The 18,549-nt window shown below is 40.9% G+C and carries 14 protein-coding genes and 6 tRNA genes; all 20 read left to right on the top strand.

Annotation, left to right across the window (positions count from 1 at the left end; genetic code table 11):
* The first annotated feature begins 11 nt into the window (after positions 1-11).
* Positions 12-944 carry a bifunctional riboflavin kinase/FAD synthetase gene (gene ribF, locus HWV01_RS19760; RefSeq protein ID WP_211673144.1) on the top strand — a complete coding sequence of 311 codons (933 nt, stop codon included), beginning with the start codon at positions 12-14 and terminating at the stop codon, positions 942-944.
* Positions 945-978: 34 nt separating this feature from the next.
* Entirely contained in the window at positions 979-3,798 is a 2,820-nt protein-coding gene (ileS, locus tag HWV01_RS19755) for an isoleucine--tRNA ligase (protein ID WP_211673143.1), read from the top strand.
* A gap of 311 nt (positions 3,799-4,109) precedes the next feature.
* Positions 4,110-4,622: a signal peptidase II gene (lspA, locus tag HWV01_RS19750; protein WP_211673142.1), complete on the top strand. Its 513-nt coding sequence runs from the start codon at positions 4,110-4,112 to the stop codon at positions 4,620-4,622.
* Entirely contained in the window at positions 4,612-5,058 is a 447-nt protein-coding gene (fkpB, locus tag HWV01_RS19745) for an FKBP-type peptidyl-prolyl cis-trans isomerase (RefSeq protein WP_211673141.1), read from the top strand. The genes lspA and fkpB overlap by 11 nt, the downstream gene beginning before the upstream one ends.
* Before the next feature lie 12 nt (positions 5,059-5,070).
* Positions 5,071-6,015, top strand: a complete 945-nt coding sequence (gene ispH, locus HWV01_RS19740; RefSeq protein WP_211675922.1) for a 4-hydroxy-3-methylbut-2-enyl diphosphate reductase — start codon at positions 5,071-5,073, stop codon at positions 6,013-6,015.
* Positions 6,016-6,265: 250 nt separating this feature from the next.
* Positions 6,266-6,712, top strand: a complete 447-nt coding sequence (locus HWV01_RS19735) for a prepilin-type N-terminal cleavage/methylation domain-containing protein (protein WP_211673140.1) — start codon at positions 6,266-6,268, stop codon at positions 6,710-6,712.
* Positions 6,709-7,689, top strand: coding sequence for a PilW family protein (locus HWV01_RS19730; protein WP_211673139.1), 981 nt, complete (start codon positions 6,709-6,711; stop codon positions 7,687-7,689). Before HWV01_RS19735 ends, HWV01_RS19730 begins: the two co-directional genes overlap by 4 nt.
* Positions 7,686-8,120, top strand: coding sequence for a hypothetical protein (locus HWV01_RS19725; RefSeq protein WP_211673138.1), 435 nt, complete (start codon positions 7,686-7,688; stop codon positions 8,118-8,120). Before HWV01_RS19730 ends, HWV01_RS19725 begins: the two co-directional genes overlap by 4 nt.
* Positions 8,121-8,129: 9 nt before the next feature.
* On the top strand, positions 8,130-12,047 hold the full coding sequence (locus HWV01_RS19720) for a pilus assembly protein (RefSeq protein ID WP_211673137.1): 3,918 nt from the start codon (positions 8,130-8,132) through the stop codon (positions 12,045-12,047).
* Positions 12,047-12,475 carry a type IV pilin protein gene (locus HWV01_RS19715; RefSeq protein ID WP_211673136.1) on the top strand — a complete coding sequence of 143 codons (429 nt, stop codon included), beginning with the start codon at positions 12,047-12,049 and terminating at the stop codon, positions 12,473-12,475. The genes HWV01_RS19720 and HWV01_RS19715 overlap by 1 nt, the downstream gene beginning before the upstream one ends.
* Positions 12,476-12,590: 115 nt before the next feature.
* Positions 12,591-12,929, top strand: a complete 339-nt coding sequence (glnB, locus tag HWV01_RS19710) for a nitrogen regulatory protein P-II (RefSeq protein ID WP_006033375.1) — start codon at positions 12,591-12,593, stop codon at positions 12,927-12,929.
* Between the two features lie 261 nt (positions 12,930-13,190).
* Entirely contained in the window at positions 13,191-15,812 is a 2,622-nt protein-coding gene (alaS, locus tag HWV01_RS19705; RefSeq protein WP_211673135.1) for an alanine--tRNA ligase, read from the top strand.
* Positions 15,813-15,947: 135 nt separating this feature from the next.
* Positions 15,948-17,171 carry an aspartate kinase gene (locus HWV01_RS19700; protein WP_211673134.1) on the top strand — a complete coding sequence of 408 codons (1,224 nt, stop codon included), beginning with the start codon at positions 15,948-15,950 and terminating at the stop codon, positions 17,169-17,171.
* Between the two features lie 120 nt (positions 17,172-17,291).
* Positions 17,292-17,483, top strand: a complete 192-nt coding sequence (gene csrA / locus HWV01_RS19695; RefSeq protein ID WP_006033372.1) for a carbon storage regulator CsrA — start codon at positions 17,292-17,294, stop codon at positions 17,481-17,483.
* 202 nt (positions 17,484-17,685) lie between these two features.
* Positions 17,686-17,777: transfer RNA gene (locus tag HWV01_RS19690), tRNA-Ser, on the top strand.
* Between the two features lie 85 nt (positions 17,778-17,862).
* A tRNA-Arg gene (locus tag HWV01_RS19685) sits at positions 17,863-17,939 on the top strand.
* Between the two features lie 89 nt (positions 17,940-18,028).
* Positions 18,029-18,105 (top strand) — tRNA-Arg (locus tag HWV01_RS19680).
* A 42-nt stretch (positions 18,106-18,147) separates the two neighbouring features.
* A tRNA-Arg gene (locus HWV01_RS19675) sits at positions 18,148-18,224 on the top strand.
* 69 nt (positions 18,225-18,293) lie between these two features.
* Positions 18,294-18,370, top strand: a tRNA-Arg gene (locus HWV01_RS19670).
* A gap of 80 nt (positions 18,371-18,450) precedes the next feature.
* A tRNA-Arg gene (locus HWV01_RS19665) sits at positions 18,451-18,527 on the top strand.
* Positions 18,528-18,549 lie beyond the last annotated feature (22 nt).

Below are 18,549 nucleotides of genomic sequence, written 5' to 3'. Positions count from 1 at the left end.
TTGGCAAAGACATGGAGCTGATTCGAGGCATTCACAATTTGAAGCCACACCATCAAGGGTGTGTTTTAACTATCGGTAACTTTGATGGCGTTCATCTTGGGCACCAATCGGTATTACGACAGTTAATCGAAAAAGCGAACCAATTGAATTTGCCTGCGACGGTAATGACATTTGAGCCGCAGCCACTAGAGATGATCATTGGCGACAAAGCACCTGCGCGATTAACACGGTTACGTGATAAATATGTAGCGTTAAAAGAGCAAAATATTGATCAACTTTTATGTGTTAATTTTAATAGAAAATTTGCAGCACTATCAGCGGATGAATTTATTACCCAGTTATTGGTGAATAAATTAGGCGTTAAATATTTAGTTGTTGGTGATGATTTCCGCTTTGGCCATAAGCGCACGGGCGACTTTGCTATGTTGCAAGCTGCTGGCGCCAAGTATGGCTTTGATGTGGTTAGCATGGATACCTTTAGCGTTGCTCAAGCACGCGTTAGTAGTACCATGATCCGCGACGCGTTAGCACAAGATAAACTTGATTTAGCCGCCGAACTATTGGGTCGACCATTCAGTATTTTTGGTAAAGTATCTCACGGTGCTAAATTAGGGCGAACTATCGGTTTTCCAACCGCTAATATACCGCTTAAACGCTGCGTAGACCCAATCAATGGCGTGTATGTAGTTGAAGTGTTAGGTATCAGTGATGATGCGATACAGGGCGTTGCAAACATTGGCAAACGTCCTACAGTTGGTGGCGTGTGCTCTCAACTGGAAGTGAATTTATTTAATTTTGATGGTGACCTTTACGGCAAACAGCTAGAGGTTGTCCTAAAGAAAAAATTACGCGGCGAACAGAAATTTGCATCTTTTGATGTACTTCGTCAGCAAATAGAACGAGATGTCATTGCAGCCAAAACCTTTTTTGGCCTGTCAGTTTAATTTTTATGAATACCAATAACGGAAATTAGGATACATGAGCGAATATAAAAAAACGCTGAACCTGCCAAAAACGGGCTTTGCGATGCGCGCTAACTTAGCGAACCGCGAACCAAACATGTTGAAGCAGTGGACTACTGATGATTTATACGGAAAAATCCGTGCCGCTAAGAAAGGTAAAAAAACCTTTATTCTGCACGATGGTCCTCCTTATGCGAATGGTAACATTCACATTGGTCACTCAGTTAATAAGATCCTGAAAGACGTTATTATTAAAGCGAAAGGCTTGTCTGGCTTTGACGCACCTTACATTCCAGGTTGGGATTGTCACGGTCTACCTATCGAATTAATGGTAGAAAAAAAAGTGGGCAAACCAGGCCGTAAAGTAACAGCTGCACAATTCCGTGAAGAATGTCGTAAATATGCGACAAAACAAGTTAACGGTCAACGTGAAGACTTTATCCGTCTTGGCGTACTAGGCGATTGGCAGAATCCATACCTAACAATGGATTTCAGCACTGAAGCAAACATTATCCGTGCTTTAGGTAAAATTGTTGAAAACGGTCACTTACAAAAAGGTTCTAAACCTGTTCACTGGTGTACAGATTGTGGTTCTGCACTTGCTGAAGCTGAAGTTGAATACGAAGATAAGAAATCACCTGCTATCTACGTGCGTTTTACGGCACAAGATCAAGCTGCTGTTAAAGCTGTATTTGGTAGTGATGTTGAAGGTTTGGTGTCAACGGTTATCTGGACGACAACACCTTGGACATTACCTGCTAACCGCGCGGTTGCATTAGCTGAGCGCGTTGAATATTCGCTAGTTAACATGGTAACTGAATCTGGTTCACAGCAACTAATTTTAGCAACAGACTTAGTTGAATCTTGCATGGCTGCATTTGCACCTGAAAGCTTCACTACGTTAGGTACTTGTACTGGTGCTGCACTAGAGAATTTACGCTTTAACCACCCGTTTTATGATTTCGACGTACCAGCAATTTTAGCTGATCACGTAACGACTGAAGCGGGTACGGGCGTTGTTCATACTGCACCGGGTCACGGTCAAGAAGATTACGTGGCTGGCCTACGTTATAACCTAGAGATTGCAAACCCTGTTGGTAACAACGGTGTTTACCTTGAAGATACACCTTTATTTGCTGGTCAACACGTATTTAAAGCAAACGATAGTGTTCTTGAAGTGCTAACTGAAAAAGGTGCGTTACTAAATCACCAAGTACTAAAACACAGCTATCCACATTGCTGGCGCCACAAAACGCCAATCATTTTCCGTGCTACACCACAATGGTTTATCAGCATGGAACAAAATGGTCTGCGTAATGCGGCAATGAAAGAAATTAAAGATGTGCAGTGGGTTCCTTCTTGGGGTCAAGAGCGTATCGAAAGCATGGTAACGAACCGTCCAGACTGGTGTATATCTCGTCAGCGTACGTGGGGTGTGCCAATTTCTTTGTTCGTTCATAACGAAACACAAGAACCGCACCCGCGTTCTGCTGAACTAATGCAAGATATTGCTAACTTAGTTGAACAGAAAGGCATTCAAGCGTGGTGGGATCTTGATTCTGCAGACCTACTAGGTGATGACGCTGTAAACTACACGAAAGCACCTGATACATTAGACGTATGGTTCGATTCGGGTTCAACACACTTCTCAGTTGTTGATGCACGTAAAGAATACGACGGCGCAGATATCGATCTTTACCTTGAAGGTTCTGATCAGCACCGTGGTTGGTTCCAATCATCATTGATGATCTCAACAGCTATTCACGGTAAAGCACCTTATAAAGACGTATTAACACACGGTTTCGTGGTTGATGCGAAAGGCCGTAAGATGTCTAAATCTATCGGTAACGTAATGGCGCCACAAGACGTAATGAACCGTCTTGGTGGTGATATTCTACGCTGGTGGGTTGCAAGTACCGATTACACAGGTGAAATGACGGTATCTGATGAGATCTTAGATCGCAGTGCTGACGCTTACCGTCGTATCCGTAATACTGCACGTTTCTTATTGTCTAACTTAGAAGGTTTCAACCCAGAAACTGATATTGTAGCGACAGAAGATATGGTTGCATTGGATCGTTGGGCAGTGGGTCGTGCACACGCACTACAAACTGAAATCCTAGCCGATTATGAAAACTACCAAATGCAGAATGTAACGCAAAAACTAATGACATTCTGTTCAATTGAAATGGGTAGCTTCTACTTAGATATCATCAAAGATCGTCAGTACACTGCAAAGTCAGACGGAATTGCACGTCGTAGCTGTCAAACTGCGATGTTCCATATCTTAGAAGCGATGGTTCGTTGGACTGCGCCTATCTTAAGCTTTACAGCGTTTGAGATCTGGAATGCAATGCCTGGTGAACGTGCTGAGTATGTATTCACTGAAGAGTGGTACACAGGTCTAACACCACTTGCTGATGATGCTGAGCTAAACAACGCTTACTGGAGTAAGCTACAAGCTGTTCGTAGTGAAGTAAACAAAACTGTTGAACTAGCACGTAACAATGCGGTTGTTGGTGGTTCTTTACAAGCTGACGTTACTTTATATGCGAATGCTGAACTTGCAGCTGACCTTGACAAATTAGGTAACGAATTACGTTTCTTACTATTAACGTCAAACACGACAGTCGTTGCGGTAACAGAAGCGCCTACAGGCGTTGAAGCAAGCGCTATTGACGGTTTATGGATTAGCGTTGCTAAGAGTGACGCAGAGAAGTGTGAGCGTTGCTGGCACCATAACGAAACAGTAGGTCAGTCAGAAACGCATCCTACTATTTGTGCGCGTTGTGAAGATAATATCGATGGTGAAGGCGAGAAACGTCAATTTGCTTAATTGCTAGTGTGTTCATCACACCGAGCAAGTAAAGAAGGGTAATAACCATTAAGCTGTTATTATCGTTCACATAGAATGCCTACTGTGTACTGGTTAGTTTAATCAGTATAAACACAGTAGGCATTTTTTTATGGATAAATGCTTAACCCGTGTCATGAAAATGATATGATTGTAAATAATCTATTCCAATATGCTGGATTGATACCAATAACAATGCACTGTTTATACCCAAGCGATTGATATAGCATCTTGAAGTAACTTGGGTATATTTTATATTTATCGTCATCACGTTGACGTATCAGAGGATAATCATGACCGTAGGCACAACAAAGAGAACAGGATTAATTTGGCTGTGGTTAGCCGTTGTCGTATTTTTTATTGATTTGGGTACCAAGACTTTTGTGGTGAGCCATTTTCAATTAGGTGAATCGGTAAATGTGTTACCTGTGTTTAATTTTACCTATGCACGTAACTATGGTGCGGCATTTAGTATGTTTGCAGATGCAGGCGGTTGGCAGCGTTGGTTCTTTGGCGTAATAGCGGTATCGGTTTCTGGTCTGTTGATTTATTGGTTAAAGAAACAACCAGCTCAGCAGTATTGGAGCAATATTGCTTACGCACTTATTTTAGGTGGTGCGTTAGGTAATTTATATGATCGTATTATTCATGGTTATGTAATTGATTTTTTACATGTGTATTGGGATACAAGCCATTTCCCTATTTTCAATTTAGCAGATACTTGGATCTGTATTGGTGCCGCGATGTTAATCTTGGAAGCCATTATGGAAAGTAAAAATGACAAGGACTCATCAAATGACAGTTAACGTAGCAACAATTGGTAATGATAGCCAAGTACTAATGCATTTTACTATTACCTTAGCAGATGGCTCTGTTGCTGATAGTACTGAACTACAAGGTAAGCCAGCCAAATTAGTAATTGGTGATGGTAGCTTAACGCCTAATTTTGAACGCTGTTTATTAGGTTTAACTGTTGGTGATAAAAACAAGTTTGAACTGCAACCAGAAGATGCATTCGGACAACCGAATCCAGATAATATTTATTATTTAGACCGTGCTAAGTTTACTGAAGTGAAAGCGGAAGTTGGCTTAATCGTCGGTTTTACTCAGCCAGACGGTGCTGAATTACCGGGCATGATTCGAGAAGTGATTGGTGACTCGGTAACTGTCGATTTTAATCATCCGTTAGCTGGACAAGTTGTAACGTTTGAAGTTGAAATTTTAGAAATTAATGCAGAATAAATAAGGTTTATGATGGAAATTTTACTCGCTAATCCTCGTGGCTTCTGTGCCGGTGTTGACCGTGCTATTAGCATTGTTGAACGTGCGCTTGAGCTGTTTGAAACCCCTGTTTATGTACGTCACGAAGTTGTGCATAATCGCTATGTGGTGGATGGCTTAAAAGAGAACGGTGCTATTTTTGTCGAAGAGCTTGATGAAGTGCCAGACGGTCGTGTGGTTATTTTTAGTGCGCATGGCGTATCTAAAGCGGTACAAGCTGAAGCTAAACGTCGTGACCTAAAAGTATTTGATGCAACTTGTCCGCTAGTGACAAAAGTACATATGGAAGTGACTCGTGCCAGTCGCCGTGGTATTGAATGTGTATTGATTGGTCATAAGGGTCACCCTGAAGTCGAAGGTACCATGGGTCAGTATGACAATGCTGATGGTGGTATGTATCTGGTTGAATCGATTGCGGATGTTGCCGTTTTAGACGTTAAAGATGTGACAAACCTAACTTACAGCTCACAGACCACGTTATCGGTAGATGATTGCTCAGCTATTATTGACGCACTGCGTGAACGTTTCCCAGAAATTAGGGGGCCACGTAAAGATGATATTTGTTACGCAACACAGAATCGTCAGGATGCGGTATCTAAACTAGCAGGTATGGTTGATATTATGTTTGTGGTTGGTTCTAGAAATTCATCAAACTCGAACCGTCTACGTGAAAAGTCTGAAAACCTTGGTGTCCCGTCTTACCTTATTGATAATGCAGGTGATATTGACCCTGTATTATTGGAAGGTAAAGCTAAGATTGGTGTTACAGCAGGCGCATCTGCACCTAAAGTGTTGATCGATCAGGTTGTTGAAAAACTCCAAGAATACGGAGGTAAACTGGTGACTGAAGTCGAAGGGCGCCCAGAAAATACGATATTTGAAGTGCCAGCCGAATTACGTATTAAGCAAGTAAATTAACTCGTACTATTGATAGGCTCGTTTAGTCATCGACTCGACGAGCTTTATCCACTAATACACTCTTTTTAACTAATCTCTAATATCTCGCCTCTATACCCTATAATTTTATTTGAATACCTACTTGGTTTGCTACCGCATTGAATCATCGATTTAATTAATGTTGAGTCTCACAGAATAAAATGCGCTGCGTTTACATAAAGTAAACATATGTGTAACATAATGGTGTATAAATTATTTAAGTGAGTTAGTTATGCAATCTAGAAAGGAATCTGGATTCAGTCTCATTGAAGTGATGATCACATCATTCATCCTTGCCGTTGGCCTATTGGGCATAGTGGCATTGCAAGGGATTGCGAAGAAATCATTAGCAGATACAGACAAGCAAATTGAAGCTTCATATCTTGCGCGTACGGCGTTGCAAGAATTGCGGACGAATACCGCTTGGATTAAGCCTTCCTCAAGTTCATCTGATACCCAAGACGTCATACTCACTAGAATTCTTACCAATGTGGCAAGCTCTGCTAAGCGTAGCAATATGAATTTATGCCGTAATGTCACCGATACTTACACTGTCCGTATTGCTGTGAGCTGGCAAGTTCAAGGGGCAGACGCTGCTAAGCAAAGTAAAAATTGTGGAAAACGAGTGACTAATCGTCGACAAGTAATGCTAGCTAGCTTCATCAAGGGGGCTATATGAGAGCGAAGCAAGCGGGCTTTAATTTAGTTGAACTGATGATTGCGCTGGTTATTGGTTTAGTGCTTATGGTGTCTATCACAACGATGTTTGTGGATACCAAAGTCTCGGCTAATCGATCTTCAACCGTTTCCAATTTACAGCAACAGGCACAATTGGCCTTGCAAGTATTAGTGGAAGACGTACGAGCTATCGGTAGTTTTGCGGAGTTTTCTGGCGGTGGACTTGCTGATATCCAAGTGCCTAAGAATATTGCCGCTGGTGATTGTCGTGTGGTGCCAGTCGGTGGTCCCGCGGCTGATGATAATTTACATTTTCCAGATAAAGCCAATTGGATCGTGAGGACGCCGATTGATGGAGTCATTAATGTTACTGTCGCTAATTGTTTTGAGAATGAAAACGATGAGAATGATGATGGTTATGCTCTTGCAGAAAACAGTGACGTATTGTCGATAGCACGTATTCGGGGAGTGATTTCCCCTAATCCTCAAACTAATCGTTATTATGTTGCGATTTCACCTATGCAAGCGCAGTTATTTACAGGTACAGCCCCTAGTATAGCTAACGCCGAAATATATCCTTACTTACATCACACCTATTTTATCCAAGCGCATGATACAAATAGCCCCCGATTAAGCCGTTTTAGTCTTATTAACGGTGTATTTATTAATGATTTGGTTGTTAGCAATATAGAACAAATCCGGATTGATTTTGGTGTCGACACTAACGGTGATGGCCGACCTGAAAGTTACCTTGCAAGCAGTAATATTACCGACTTGATGTGGCGTACTAATCAGCTTATATCTGCGCGTATTTATGTATTAGCACGTGCTAAGAATAGAGATTTAACATTAAACAATGATGCCACGTTTAACGACAGGTTTAGTCCGTTTAATCCGCCTGATGATGATAATTATCGTCGTTTTTTATTATCAACAACGGTCGTGATAAAAAATAACATGATGGCGGTGACACAATGAAAAACCAGCGAGGCGTTACCTTATTTATTGTGATTATTATATTGGTTGTCATTACTTCATTGGCTGCTGCCGTGATAACCCAAACGCGGTTAGGACAAAATGCGATTGGCTTAACGCAAGAAAAGTTAGCTAATGAGCAAGCGCTATTAGGCAGCTTTAGTGAAGTGATGAGTAACCCTAATTTAATTAACGATATTATGGAGTGGGGGGAGGGAGCTAGTTCCGCTTTAAGTACGAGCGGTACTTCGCATGTGACTCTAGAGCAGCGCGGAGAAGGTCATTGTAAGCGAAGTGTAACCGCTTCGAGTGTCCATTTAATTAACTGTCGATTTGTGAAAATGGATTTTACACAAGACGATGGCCCGCGAGTTAAAGGTCTGGCAATGACCGCTGGCGTAGAACAGCCATTTTTGGCAGTGAAAAATCAATAGGGATAGACAATGAAAAGGATTTTCAAACCAATCAGCATTATTCTAGCTGGGTTGATGGCATTACATGCGGGGGCAGATGAAGGTGAAATTTATTCCGTTAGCTTAAATGGTAAGCCGCAAGTACTGATTATTTTAGATACCTCTGCTCATATGCGTGAAAAGGCGGATTATCCTTACCCTGAATACTATGATCCGCATATTGCATACCCACCGACACCTGACACAAATGTTGAAGATATCATTTACCGTTGGCTCTACGGTGGTGAGCAATTTTATTATAACAATAGTGTTAACGCTAAGGCGCTCAATCACACAGAGCTACGTGGTATAGCAGAAAAAGCGGTTGATACTTATTCGGGGGGCGCAGCTCTTACAAGTGATGAACAAGTTAAATATGACGAGTTTGTTACGTCGATTCCGACTCGAGGCAGTAGTAATAAGCTCGACTTCTCTAAAATGAATTGCTATTCAGCTGTCGCGGACTTTCAAGGTGATCTTGGTGCTTATCAAGACTATGTTGCTCAGTGGTTACCTGGCCCTTTAAAGTTTGGAGATGGCGTTGTAGGGATCCCGTATGAGTGGCGTACAATTGGCAGTAAAATCAGTATCGGGCGTAAATTTGTTGATTGTGACCAAGATATAGCTACGGGTGAAAACCGAAACCCCGGTTACGAACACAGTGGGGTGATTAAGGCTGAAGAAGTCAACGAAGATGGAGAATCAGATGATGGTTCAGCTGATGGGTATGTTGAAAATCCGAAGCGAAAAGGTTTTCCATCGAACGGTCCTGAATATTATTGGAATATCTACGAAGATACGGCTCAAGGACGATTTAATGGAGATAGTAATAATAAAGCATATTTGTATTCGGATAACTTAGTTAAATGGGCTGCGTTAAAACCGACTAGTGGTGCAACGATTCAATTATCAAATTTGCAGATAGCGAAAAAAGTGGTTCTAGACTTGATGTTGGATACAACAGAAATTAATACAGGATTAGAAATTTTTAATCCGAATAACTCTATCACTAAACTCGATATTCTAAGTAATAATGGTGGTCGAATTATTTCGAAGGTTAGCTCTTATGATCCTGATGATTACGATGCTGCGACTAATGGCTATGCAAATAAAAAAAGTCTGCTAAAAAGCCAGATACAAGATATTTTCACTACGAGTATGTCCAAGTCAGCCTTATGCGAAAGTTTGTACGAAGGATATCGATATCTATATGGTCAAGGTGTTTGGTATGGGGATGATGTTTTAATTGGAGAAAAACCAAAACGCGACCAAAGTGCAGAAGCTAGCGGTACTTACATTAGTCCTATGGATTGGGTAAATAGTTGTCAAACCGAAGCCTATATCATTATGGTTACAACAGGTCATCACGATGTATCTTCTAGACTTACTGATATTGTTAAGTGTGGTGGTATCTTTGGTGGGCGAATTCGAATTGATGCGTATGATCACGATAGTAAAGCAAATGAGTTGATTGAACAATTACCCGGAATGACAGCTCAGGACATTGCAGATAAAGCTGTACAAGTTAATGATGCAGATACGACCTGTGATAAAAACCTACTCCCTGTACTATCAGGTTGGTTAGCAAATAATGATATGAACCCTACTACTAAGGATATAAAGGAGCGAATTGTTACTTATACTGTCGGTATTGGAGAACTGGATGATAAACGTCGTAATTTGTTAGAGAAAACGGCTAAATACGGTGATGGTGAATTTTATAACGCGCTTGATGCTAATGAATTACGTCAGAAGTTAGATATGGTGTTTGCTGATATTATAACTAGACAGCACGGTGTTACAGCAGCCGTTGGTACTTCTATCAATAGTAGTAATTCAACTAAGAGTCATGAATTTGTTTATTACCCTATGTTTAAACCGAGTCAAACTAGTCGTTGGCGAGGTAACTTACGTAAATTTAAAGTGACTGATGATGGTACCTTGAGTGCATGGATGCAATCCGCAAGCGATGCTACATCTATTTATTCAAGTATATCGCCAGCCTTAGCTGATGGTGACTCTAGTTTCTTTAATGATAGTTTATACTCAGCTTGGAGCTCAACGAAAGGTCTCAATGATGTCGATAAAGGTGGTGTTGTGGAAGCATTTAGCACCCTTGAATCAACGGATGCACGTAATATTTATATTACTAATGCTGATAATAGTGGGTTATTAACCCTGAATAAAGATAATTTAAAAACTGCTCTATCTGTTGAAGGTGATGCGAATTTAGCGAGTGCGCTAGGTGTATCAGAAGCGACTTTAGATACTGCAATTAGTTGGTTACAAGGTAAAAATGAAGCGGGTGAATATCGTGATGATATCTTTGGCGATCCCATGCATGCAGAACCATTAATTGTTGAATATCCAGATTCTGTTGGTACCGAAGGTTCTGATGGTAAAACTGTATTATCTAAACCACGGATATTTATTGGTACTAATGCCGGATTCTTCCATGCATTTAAAGATAACGGACGTAGTGTTGAAGAAGAGTGGGCATTTATACCGAAAGAAAATCTTGCTATGGCGCTTATGCTAAACCTGCAAATCACAAGAGCTGAAAATCGAATTTATGGAATTGATGGTACAGCTGTTGATGCTCATTATTATGAAAATCCAGACAATCTTAAGCATATAATTACCTTTGGCTTACGACGAGGTGGCGAAAAATATTTCTCTTTGAATGTTAATCTTGATAGCAGCAAAGTAAATACTACCATCCCAGAATTAAATTGGGTGATGGAAAATGCCCCTGCACCAATAGTAAAAACGTATCCAGAATTGGCTCAAACTTGGTCGACTCCTATTGTGAGTAAAATTCTTAGAGAGGACCCGGATCAAAATGATAGACCTGTATTAATTTTTGGTGGTGGCTATGATACTAACAAAGATACTTGCGGTTCAAATCTTAGCAGTTCAGGTATTAGTAATATTTGTACTGATACAACAGGTCGAGCTGTGTATATAGTCGATGCAATTAGCGGTGTTGTCGTTGAGTCGTTTGAAGGATTTAGCGATAGTATTGCCAGTCGGTTAGCTGTAATTGATAGCGATGGCGATAGCTATGCTGACCGAATTTATGCGCCTGACACTGCGGGTAATATTTATCGTATTGATATGACGAAAGCCTTCGATACAGAGGAAAATAAATTTACCAAGGGTACAAATACCTTGATTAAATTGGCGAGTCTTGGTGGCTCGGGGGATAGTGATCTCCGCTTTTTCAGCGCGCCATCAATTGTAAGAGCAAGGGATATAAATGGTAACTCTTATGATGGTTTATTGTTAGGTAGTGGGGATATTACCAGCCCGAATTCTAATATTACCGTGGATAATTATTTCTTTAATATTAAAGATAAAGATATATACCCTACAGTATGGGGTGAAGGGCTTGGTAAAAAGCCTGAACCTACAGTGATACAACGCGATAATTTATCTTTGATTAGTAATAACAACGTCTCTGGTAATGAAACTGTCACGGATGTCGAGAAAGACACTGTATTATCAGGTTGGCGTTATAAATTAAATGAGGCGGCCGAAAAATCCCTTGGTGCTGCTGTTGTTATTAATGGTGTTGTACATTTTAATACTTATACTCCTTTTGCCAGTGACTATGTTATAGAAAATGGACAGTGTGTTGCGAACCTATCGGGTTATAGCCATTATTATCAACTCAACTTGAATGTTGGTACAAAAAAATATTATCGGAAATTACAGAATGTAATTGCTAAAGATCTTGCGGTTCATGCTGCGTCGAATAATGGTGCATCTGTATTGCGTTTACTCGGTGCGGGGAAAGGGGACAGTAAAATGGACGATGGTGTTGCCGTTAATAAAGGAACTATTGATACGGAAGTATCGTTAGTACCGCATTCTACCTACCGTTACTTCAATGAGGCGGTGCAATAATGACAAATAAACAAACGGGTTTTACCCTAGTTGAATTGATGATTGTCATCGCTATTATCGGCATTTTAGCGGGAATTGGTTATCCTTCTTACAGTGCTTATATTATGAATAACAATCGTAATGATGCAAAAACGGCATTGTATAAAGCGCAGTTATTACAAGAGCAGTTCTATTTAGATAATAGACAGTATGCAACCTCATTAACCACAGGTGTGGCGAATACATTATCTGGCTGGGATGATGACAGTGACTATTACACCTTTGCACTTAGTGCTAGCAGTACTGTAAATAACTATACGATAATTGCGACTGTCGAAGCAGGCAGTACGCAGGCTAATGATACAAATTGTGCCTCTTTTACCATTGATAATCTTGGTTCAACTATGTCGATGAATAGTGAAAATGAAGCAACAACAGATTGTTGGTGACTTTCTATAAAAAAGAAATTTAGCGATTTCATCGATTTAATTACTCGTCTGATTGGCAATTTGAATTTGCTTCGGTATGCTAATAGTTATATTTAGGGGCTAACAGGGACTAAACATGAAAAAAATTGAAGCGATTATTAAACCGTTTAAACTTGATGATGTACGTGAAGCGCTTGCAGAAATTGGCATTACAGGTATGACTGTATCTGAAGTGAAAGGTTTTGGCCGTCAAAAAGGTCATACCGAGCTTTATCGTGGTGCTGAATACATGGTTGATTTTCTACCTAAAGTAAAACTCGATCTTATTGTGCAAGACGATGACGTTGATGCATGCATCGACTCTATCGTTGAAACTGCGCATACAGGTAAAATCGGTGACGGTAAGATCTTCGTTACCGCTGTAGAACGCGTGATCCGTATTCGTACCGGTGAAGAAAACGAAGAAGCAATTTGATAAATATCAGTGAGATGAGTTACTGATAGTCGAATGGTTTTATAAAAACACCGAGCATTTATGTTCGGTGTTTTTTTTTAGCCTGTAAATCTAATCTAAATCTAAGCTGATTCGGTCGATTGACAAACACAAAATCACGACTCAAGGGCGTCTCTGAGTTAGCATTTTGACGCGGTTTGGGTATAATCACTTCATTAACAGATCCGTTTATATTATTAAATCTAAACAATCGCTCATAATTAAAGCACCCAGGACGATTCCATGACAATGTCTACAGCTGAGATCCGCAACGCGTTTCTTGATTATTTTGCCAGTAAAGGGCACAACAAAGGTACAAGTAGCTCACTTGTACCTGCTAATGATCCAACTTTGTTATTTACAAATGCGGGCATGAACCAATTTAAAGACGTATTCCTAGGTGCAGAACAACGTTCATATACACGTGCCACAACGTCTCAACGCTGTGTACGTGCTGGTGGTAAACACAACGATTTAGATAACGTAGGTTATACTGCGCGTCATCATACATTCTTTGAAATGCTAGGTAATTTCAGCTTTGGTGATTACTTCAAAGAAGATGCGATCTTATTTGCATGGGAATTCTTAACCGTTGTTTTGAAACTACCAAAAGAAAAACTGTTGGTTACCGTTTATGAAAGTGATGATGAAGCATTTTCATTCTGGGCGAACAAAATAGGCGTGCCTGAAGATAAAATCATTCGTATCGGTGACAAATCACCAGAGAAGAAATTTGAATCAGATAATTTTTGGTCGATGGGTGACACGGGTCCATGTGGTCCATGCTCTGAAATCTTCTACGACCACGGCGAAGATATTTGGGGTGGCGTACCGGGCTCAGCAGAGGAAGACGGTGACCGTTTCATTGAGATCTGGAACTTAGTATTCATGCAGTTTAACCGTCAAGCTGACGGTACAATGGAAGAACTACCAAAGCCATCTGTTGATACGGGTATGGGTCTTGAGCGTATTTCTGCAATTATGCAAAATGTACACTCAAACTACGAAATCGATATCTTCCAAACTCTAATCAAGCATGTTGCAGAGCTTATCGGTACAACTGATTTAGAAAACAAATCATTACGCGTAATTGCCGATCACATTCGTGCATGTAGCTTCCTGATCTCTGATGGCGTTATGCCATCAAATGAAGGTCGTGGTTATGTACTACGTCGTATCATTCGTCGTGCAGTACGTCACGGTAATAAGCTTGGCGCGAAAGGTCCATTCTTCAACAAACTTGTTGCGAAAATGGTCGAACTCATGGGTGACATTTCTGACGATCTAGTAAAACAACAAGCAATTGTTGAAAAAATCTTACTTATCGAAGAAGAGCAGTTTGGTAAAACACTTGAACGTGGTCTGAACATTTTAGACAATGAATTGTCACAATTAGACGGTAAAGTTGTTCCAGGTGATGTGGTATTCAAACTCTACGATACCTATGGCTTCCCATCTGATTTAACGGCTGATATTGCACGTGAACGCGATCTAACGATTGACGAAGACGGCTTTAAAGCTGCAATGGAAGAGCAACGTAATCGCGCACGTCAAGGTTCTAACTTTGGCACTGATTACAACGATATGCTAAAAATTGATGCTAAAACTGAATTCTTGGGTTACCAAACGCTGACATCTGATGCACAAATTGTTGCATTAATTAAAGATAACGCTGAAGTTGAACTGTTAAATGACGGTCAAGAAGGTGCAATTGTTTTAAACAAAACACCATTCTACGCAGAAGCGGGTGGCCAATCTGGTGACCAAGGTGTGATCAAAATTGGTGATGCTGTATTTACGGTAACAGATACCAAGAAAGCGGGTAATGCAACGGTTCACTTCGGTACAGTTTCGGGTGTTATCGAAGTAAATACCCAAGTTATCGCCGATGTTGATGTTAGTCGTCGTAAAGCGATTGGCCTTAATCACTCTGTGACTCACTTGGCACACGCAGCATTGCGTAAAGTTGTAGGTGAAAATGTACAGCAGAAAGGTTCATTAGTATTACCTGAACGTTTACGTTTCGATTTTTCACACTTTGAAGGTGTAACAGCAGCACAACTGCTTGAAGTTGAACGTCTGGTTAACGCACAAATTCGTGCTAACCACGAAGTTGTAACAGAAGTAATGGACATTGATGCCGCGCGTGAAGCGGGTGCAATGGCATTATTCGGTGAGAAGTATGACGATGAAGTGCGCGTAGTGCGCATGGGTGACTTCTCAATTGAACTGTGTGGTGGTACGCATGTTAAACGTACCGGTGATATTGGTTTCTTCAAGATCTTATCTGAGAGCGGTATCGCTGCAGGTGTTCGCCGTGTCGAGGCAGTAACGGGTGATTCTGCATTAGCATATGTTCACGATCTTGTTGCCAAAATGCAAGAAACTGCAGGTTTAGTGAAAGCTGACCAAAATACAGTTGTGGCAAAAGTGAGTCAAGTACTCGACCGTAATCGTAGCCTAGAAAAAGAAGTTGAGAAATTAAACGTACAAGTAGCAAGTGCTGCGAATGCTAACTTGATCGATCAGGTACAAGTTATAAACGGTGTTAAAGTACTTGTTGCTAATCTAAAAGGTGCTGATCCTAAGTCGCTACGTAGCTCGATGGATGAACTGAAGAACAAACTGCAAAGCGGTATTATTGTTCTTGGTATTCCTGGCGAAGGTAAAGTTAACCTGATCACTGGTGTAACTAAAGATCTCATCGGTAAAGTGAAAGCGGGTGAGCTAGTAAGCTATCTCGCAGTTCAAGTTGGCGGTAAAGGCGGCGGTCGTCCAGACATGGCGCAAGCGGGTGGTTCAAACCCTGAAGCGCTAGCTGCAGCGCTTGAATCAGTGACTCCTTGGTTAACTGAAAAATTATAAGTTAGTATTATTAGTTAACAACACATCGTTGTTAATTAAGTTTAAATAAACAGTGTAATAACAACGAGTAGGCAATCCTGCTCGTTGTTTTGAACACAGGCGGTGATAAATTAAAGGCTATTAAAGGAAGTTGTTGTGGCGTTGTATGTACAAAAATATGGGGGTACTTCAGTTGGTTCAATTGAGCGAATTGAAGCTGTTGCCCAGCGAGTGAAAAAATCTCGTGAACAGGGAAATCAAATAGTTGTGGTCGTGTCGGCTATGTCTGGTGAAACTAACCGTTTACTGGGCATGGCGAAAGCGCTCGATGAGAACGCCGACCGCAGAGAAATGGATGTATTAGTTTCAACTGGTGAACAGGTTACGATTGCATTGTTAACTATCGCGCTGCATAAAGCTGGTGTCGATGCGATATCAATGACGGGTGATCAGGTTCAAATGAAAACCGATAACAGCCATGGTAAGGCTCGCATCAGAACTGTTGAAACAGACAACTTACAACGTCATCTAGATGAAGGTAAAGTGGTCGTAGTTGCAGGTTTCCAAGGTCGTGATGAAGATAATAATATCACGACGTTAGGGCGCGGTGGCTCGGACACAACCGCAGTTGCAATTGCAGCTGTACTGAAAGCTGATGAATGTCAGATTTATACTGACGTTAATGGCGTCTATACCACCGACCCTCGGGTTGAACCGCGCGCACGGAAATTAGATTGCATCACTTTCGAAGAGATGCTTGAAATGGCGAGCCTAGGTGCCAAAGTATTACAAATTCGCTCGGTCGAATTTGCAGGGAAATACAATGTACCTTTACGTGTTCTATCTTCATTTGAAGAAGGTGAAGGGACATTGATTACTTACGAGGACGTAAAAAAAATGGAATCAGCAATCATATCTGGCATTGCGTTTAACCGCGATGAAGCAAGTTTAACAATATCAGGTATTCCTGATGAACCTTTAGTCGCAGCCAATATCCTAACGCCAATTGGTGATGCCGGTATTGATGTTGACGTTATCGTCCAAAATGCACATGGTGAAGATGGTCTTGTTGATTTTACCTTTACTGTTCATCGTGACGATTACCAAGCCGCGAGAGCTCTCTTGGAAAAGACTTGCGAAGAATTATCTGGAAAAGATGTGCAAGGTAACGATCGTATTGCTAAAATTTCAATAGTAGGTGTCGGTATGTGGAATCATCCAGGTGTCGCTAAAACAATGTTTGAAGTTTTAGGCAGTGAAGGAATCAACATGCAGTTGATTTCAACCTCTGAAATTAAGATTTCAGTGATCGTTGACGAAAAGTATTTAGAACTCGGTGTACGTGCGTTGCACGCTGCATTCAACTTAGATGTTGCTTGAACTGAGTGAATTAACAGCAAATTAAGTCTTATTTATTCTTTTCTTGTTTTACATTGAAGCTTTTAATAGAATAATAAGCGGCTTAACAAAAATATAATGAATTAGTTGAGGAATAAATTAATGCTAATATTGACGCGCCGTGTTGGCGAAACACTTATGATTGGTGATGAAGTTACAGTTACTGTTCTAGGTGTTAAAGGTAATCAAGTTCGTATCGGTGTTAATGCGCCTAAAGAAGTATCTGTTCACCGTGAAGAGATCTACATGCGAATTCAAGCAGAAAAAGGCGAAAGCCCTGAAGGCAACTTCTAAATTAGAATAATAAAATTATTACAGATTGGGTTTAGCGATAGCTAAGCCCTTTTTTTTATCTGTTTTTTGACTATTTTGGGACTTTCCTCCTATTTATGCTGCAATAGTAGTTTTGTTGTTTGAAACTTAAACAGTTACTTGAGAGTAGTTAATTAACATTTGACTTATTTTCCAGTATCCGTATTATGAGCGCCAACAACACGGAGAGGTGGCCGAGTGGCCGAAGGCGCTCCCCTGCTAAGGGAGTATGGGCTTTAAATCCCATCGAGGGTTCGAATCCCTCCCTCTCCGCCATTGTTGTCCTACTCCTATTACATTTTTGAAAATGTGTTATAGTGTTTCGGTCAACTTTTTGGTCGTTGTAAGAAATAATTGTTATGCGGATGTAGCTCAGCTGGATAGAGTACCTGGCTACGAACCAGGCGGTCGGAGGTTCGAATCCTCCCATCCGCACCATTGTTTCGATTAGAATTAATTCTAAGTAATTAGTAGAAGTTGAAAACACTTAATCTAGTTATGAAAATTATACGTTAGACCAAATATGTGCGGATGTAGCTCAGCTGGATAGAGTACCTGGCTACGAACCAGGCGGTCGGAGGTTCGAATCCTCCCATCCGCACCATTGGTTTTAACTCAAGAATAGATACAACAGAATAAATTATGTGCGGATGTAGCTCAGCTGGATAGAGTACCTGGCTACGAACCAGGCGGTCGGAGGTTCGAATCCTCCCATCCGCACCATTTATTCAAATCAACTAGAGATTTCAAACTAGACGTTGTAGAACGTAAACCTAACAGAACAAAATATGTGCGGATGTAGCTCAGCTGGATAGAGTACCTGGCTACGAACCAGGCGGTCGGAGGTTCGAATCCTCCCATCCGCACCATTTGTTCAAACCACAATTTGATTTTTATGGTTTAATTCGTTAAACGGTAAAATAAAACAAGTTCTTAAAATAGAATATGTGCGGATGTAGCTCAGCTGGATAGAGTACCTGGCTACGAACCAGGCGGTCGGAGGTTCGAATCCTCCCATCCGCACCATCTATTTTAAATATAATTTTTT

The organism is Moritella sp. 5 (assembly GCF_018219455.1).
GTDB lineage: Bacteria > Pseudomonadota > Gammaproteobacteria > Enterobacterales > Moritellaceae > Moritella.
This window is presented reverse-complemented; position numbering and strand designations above follow the sequence as displayed.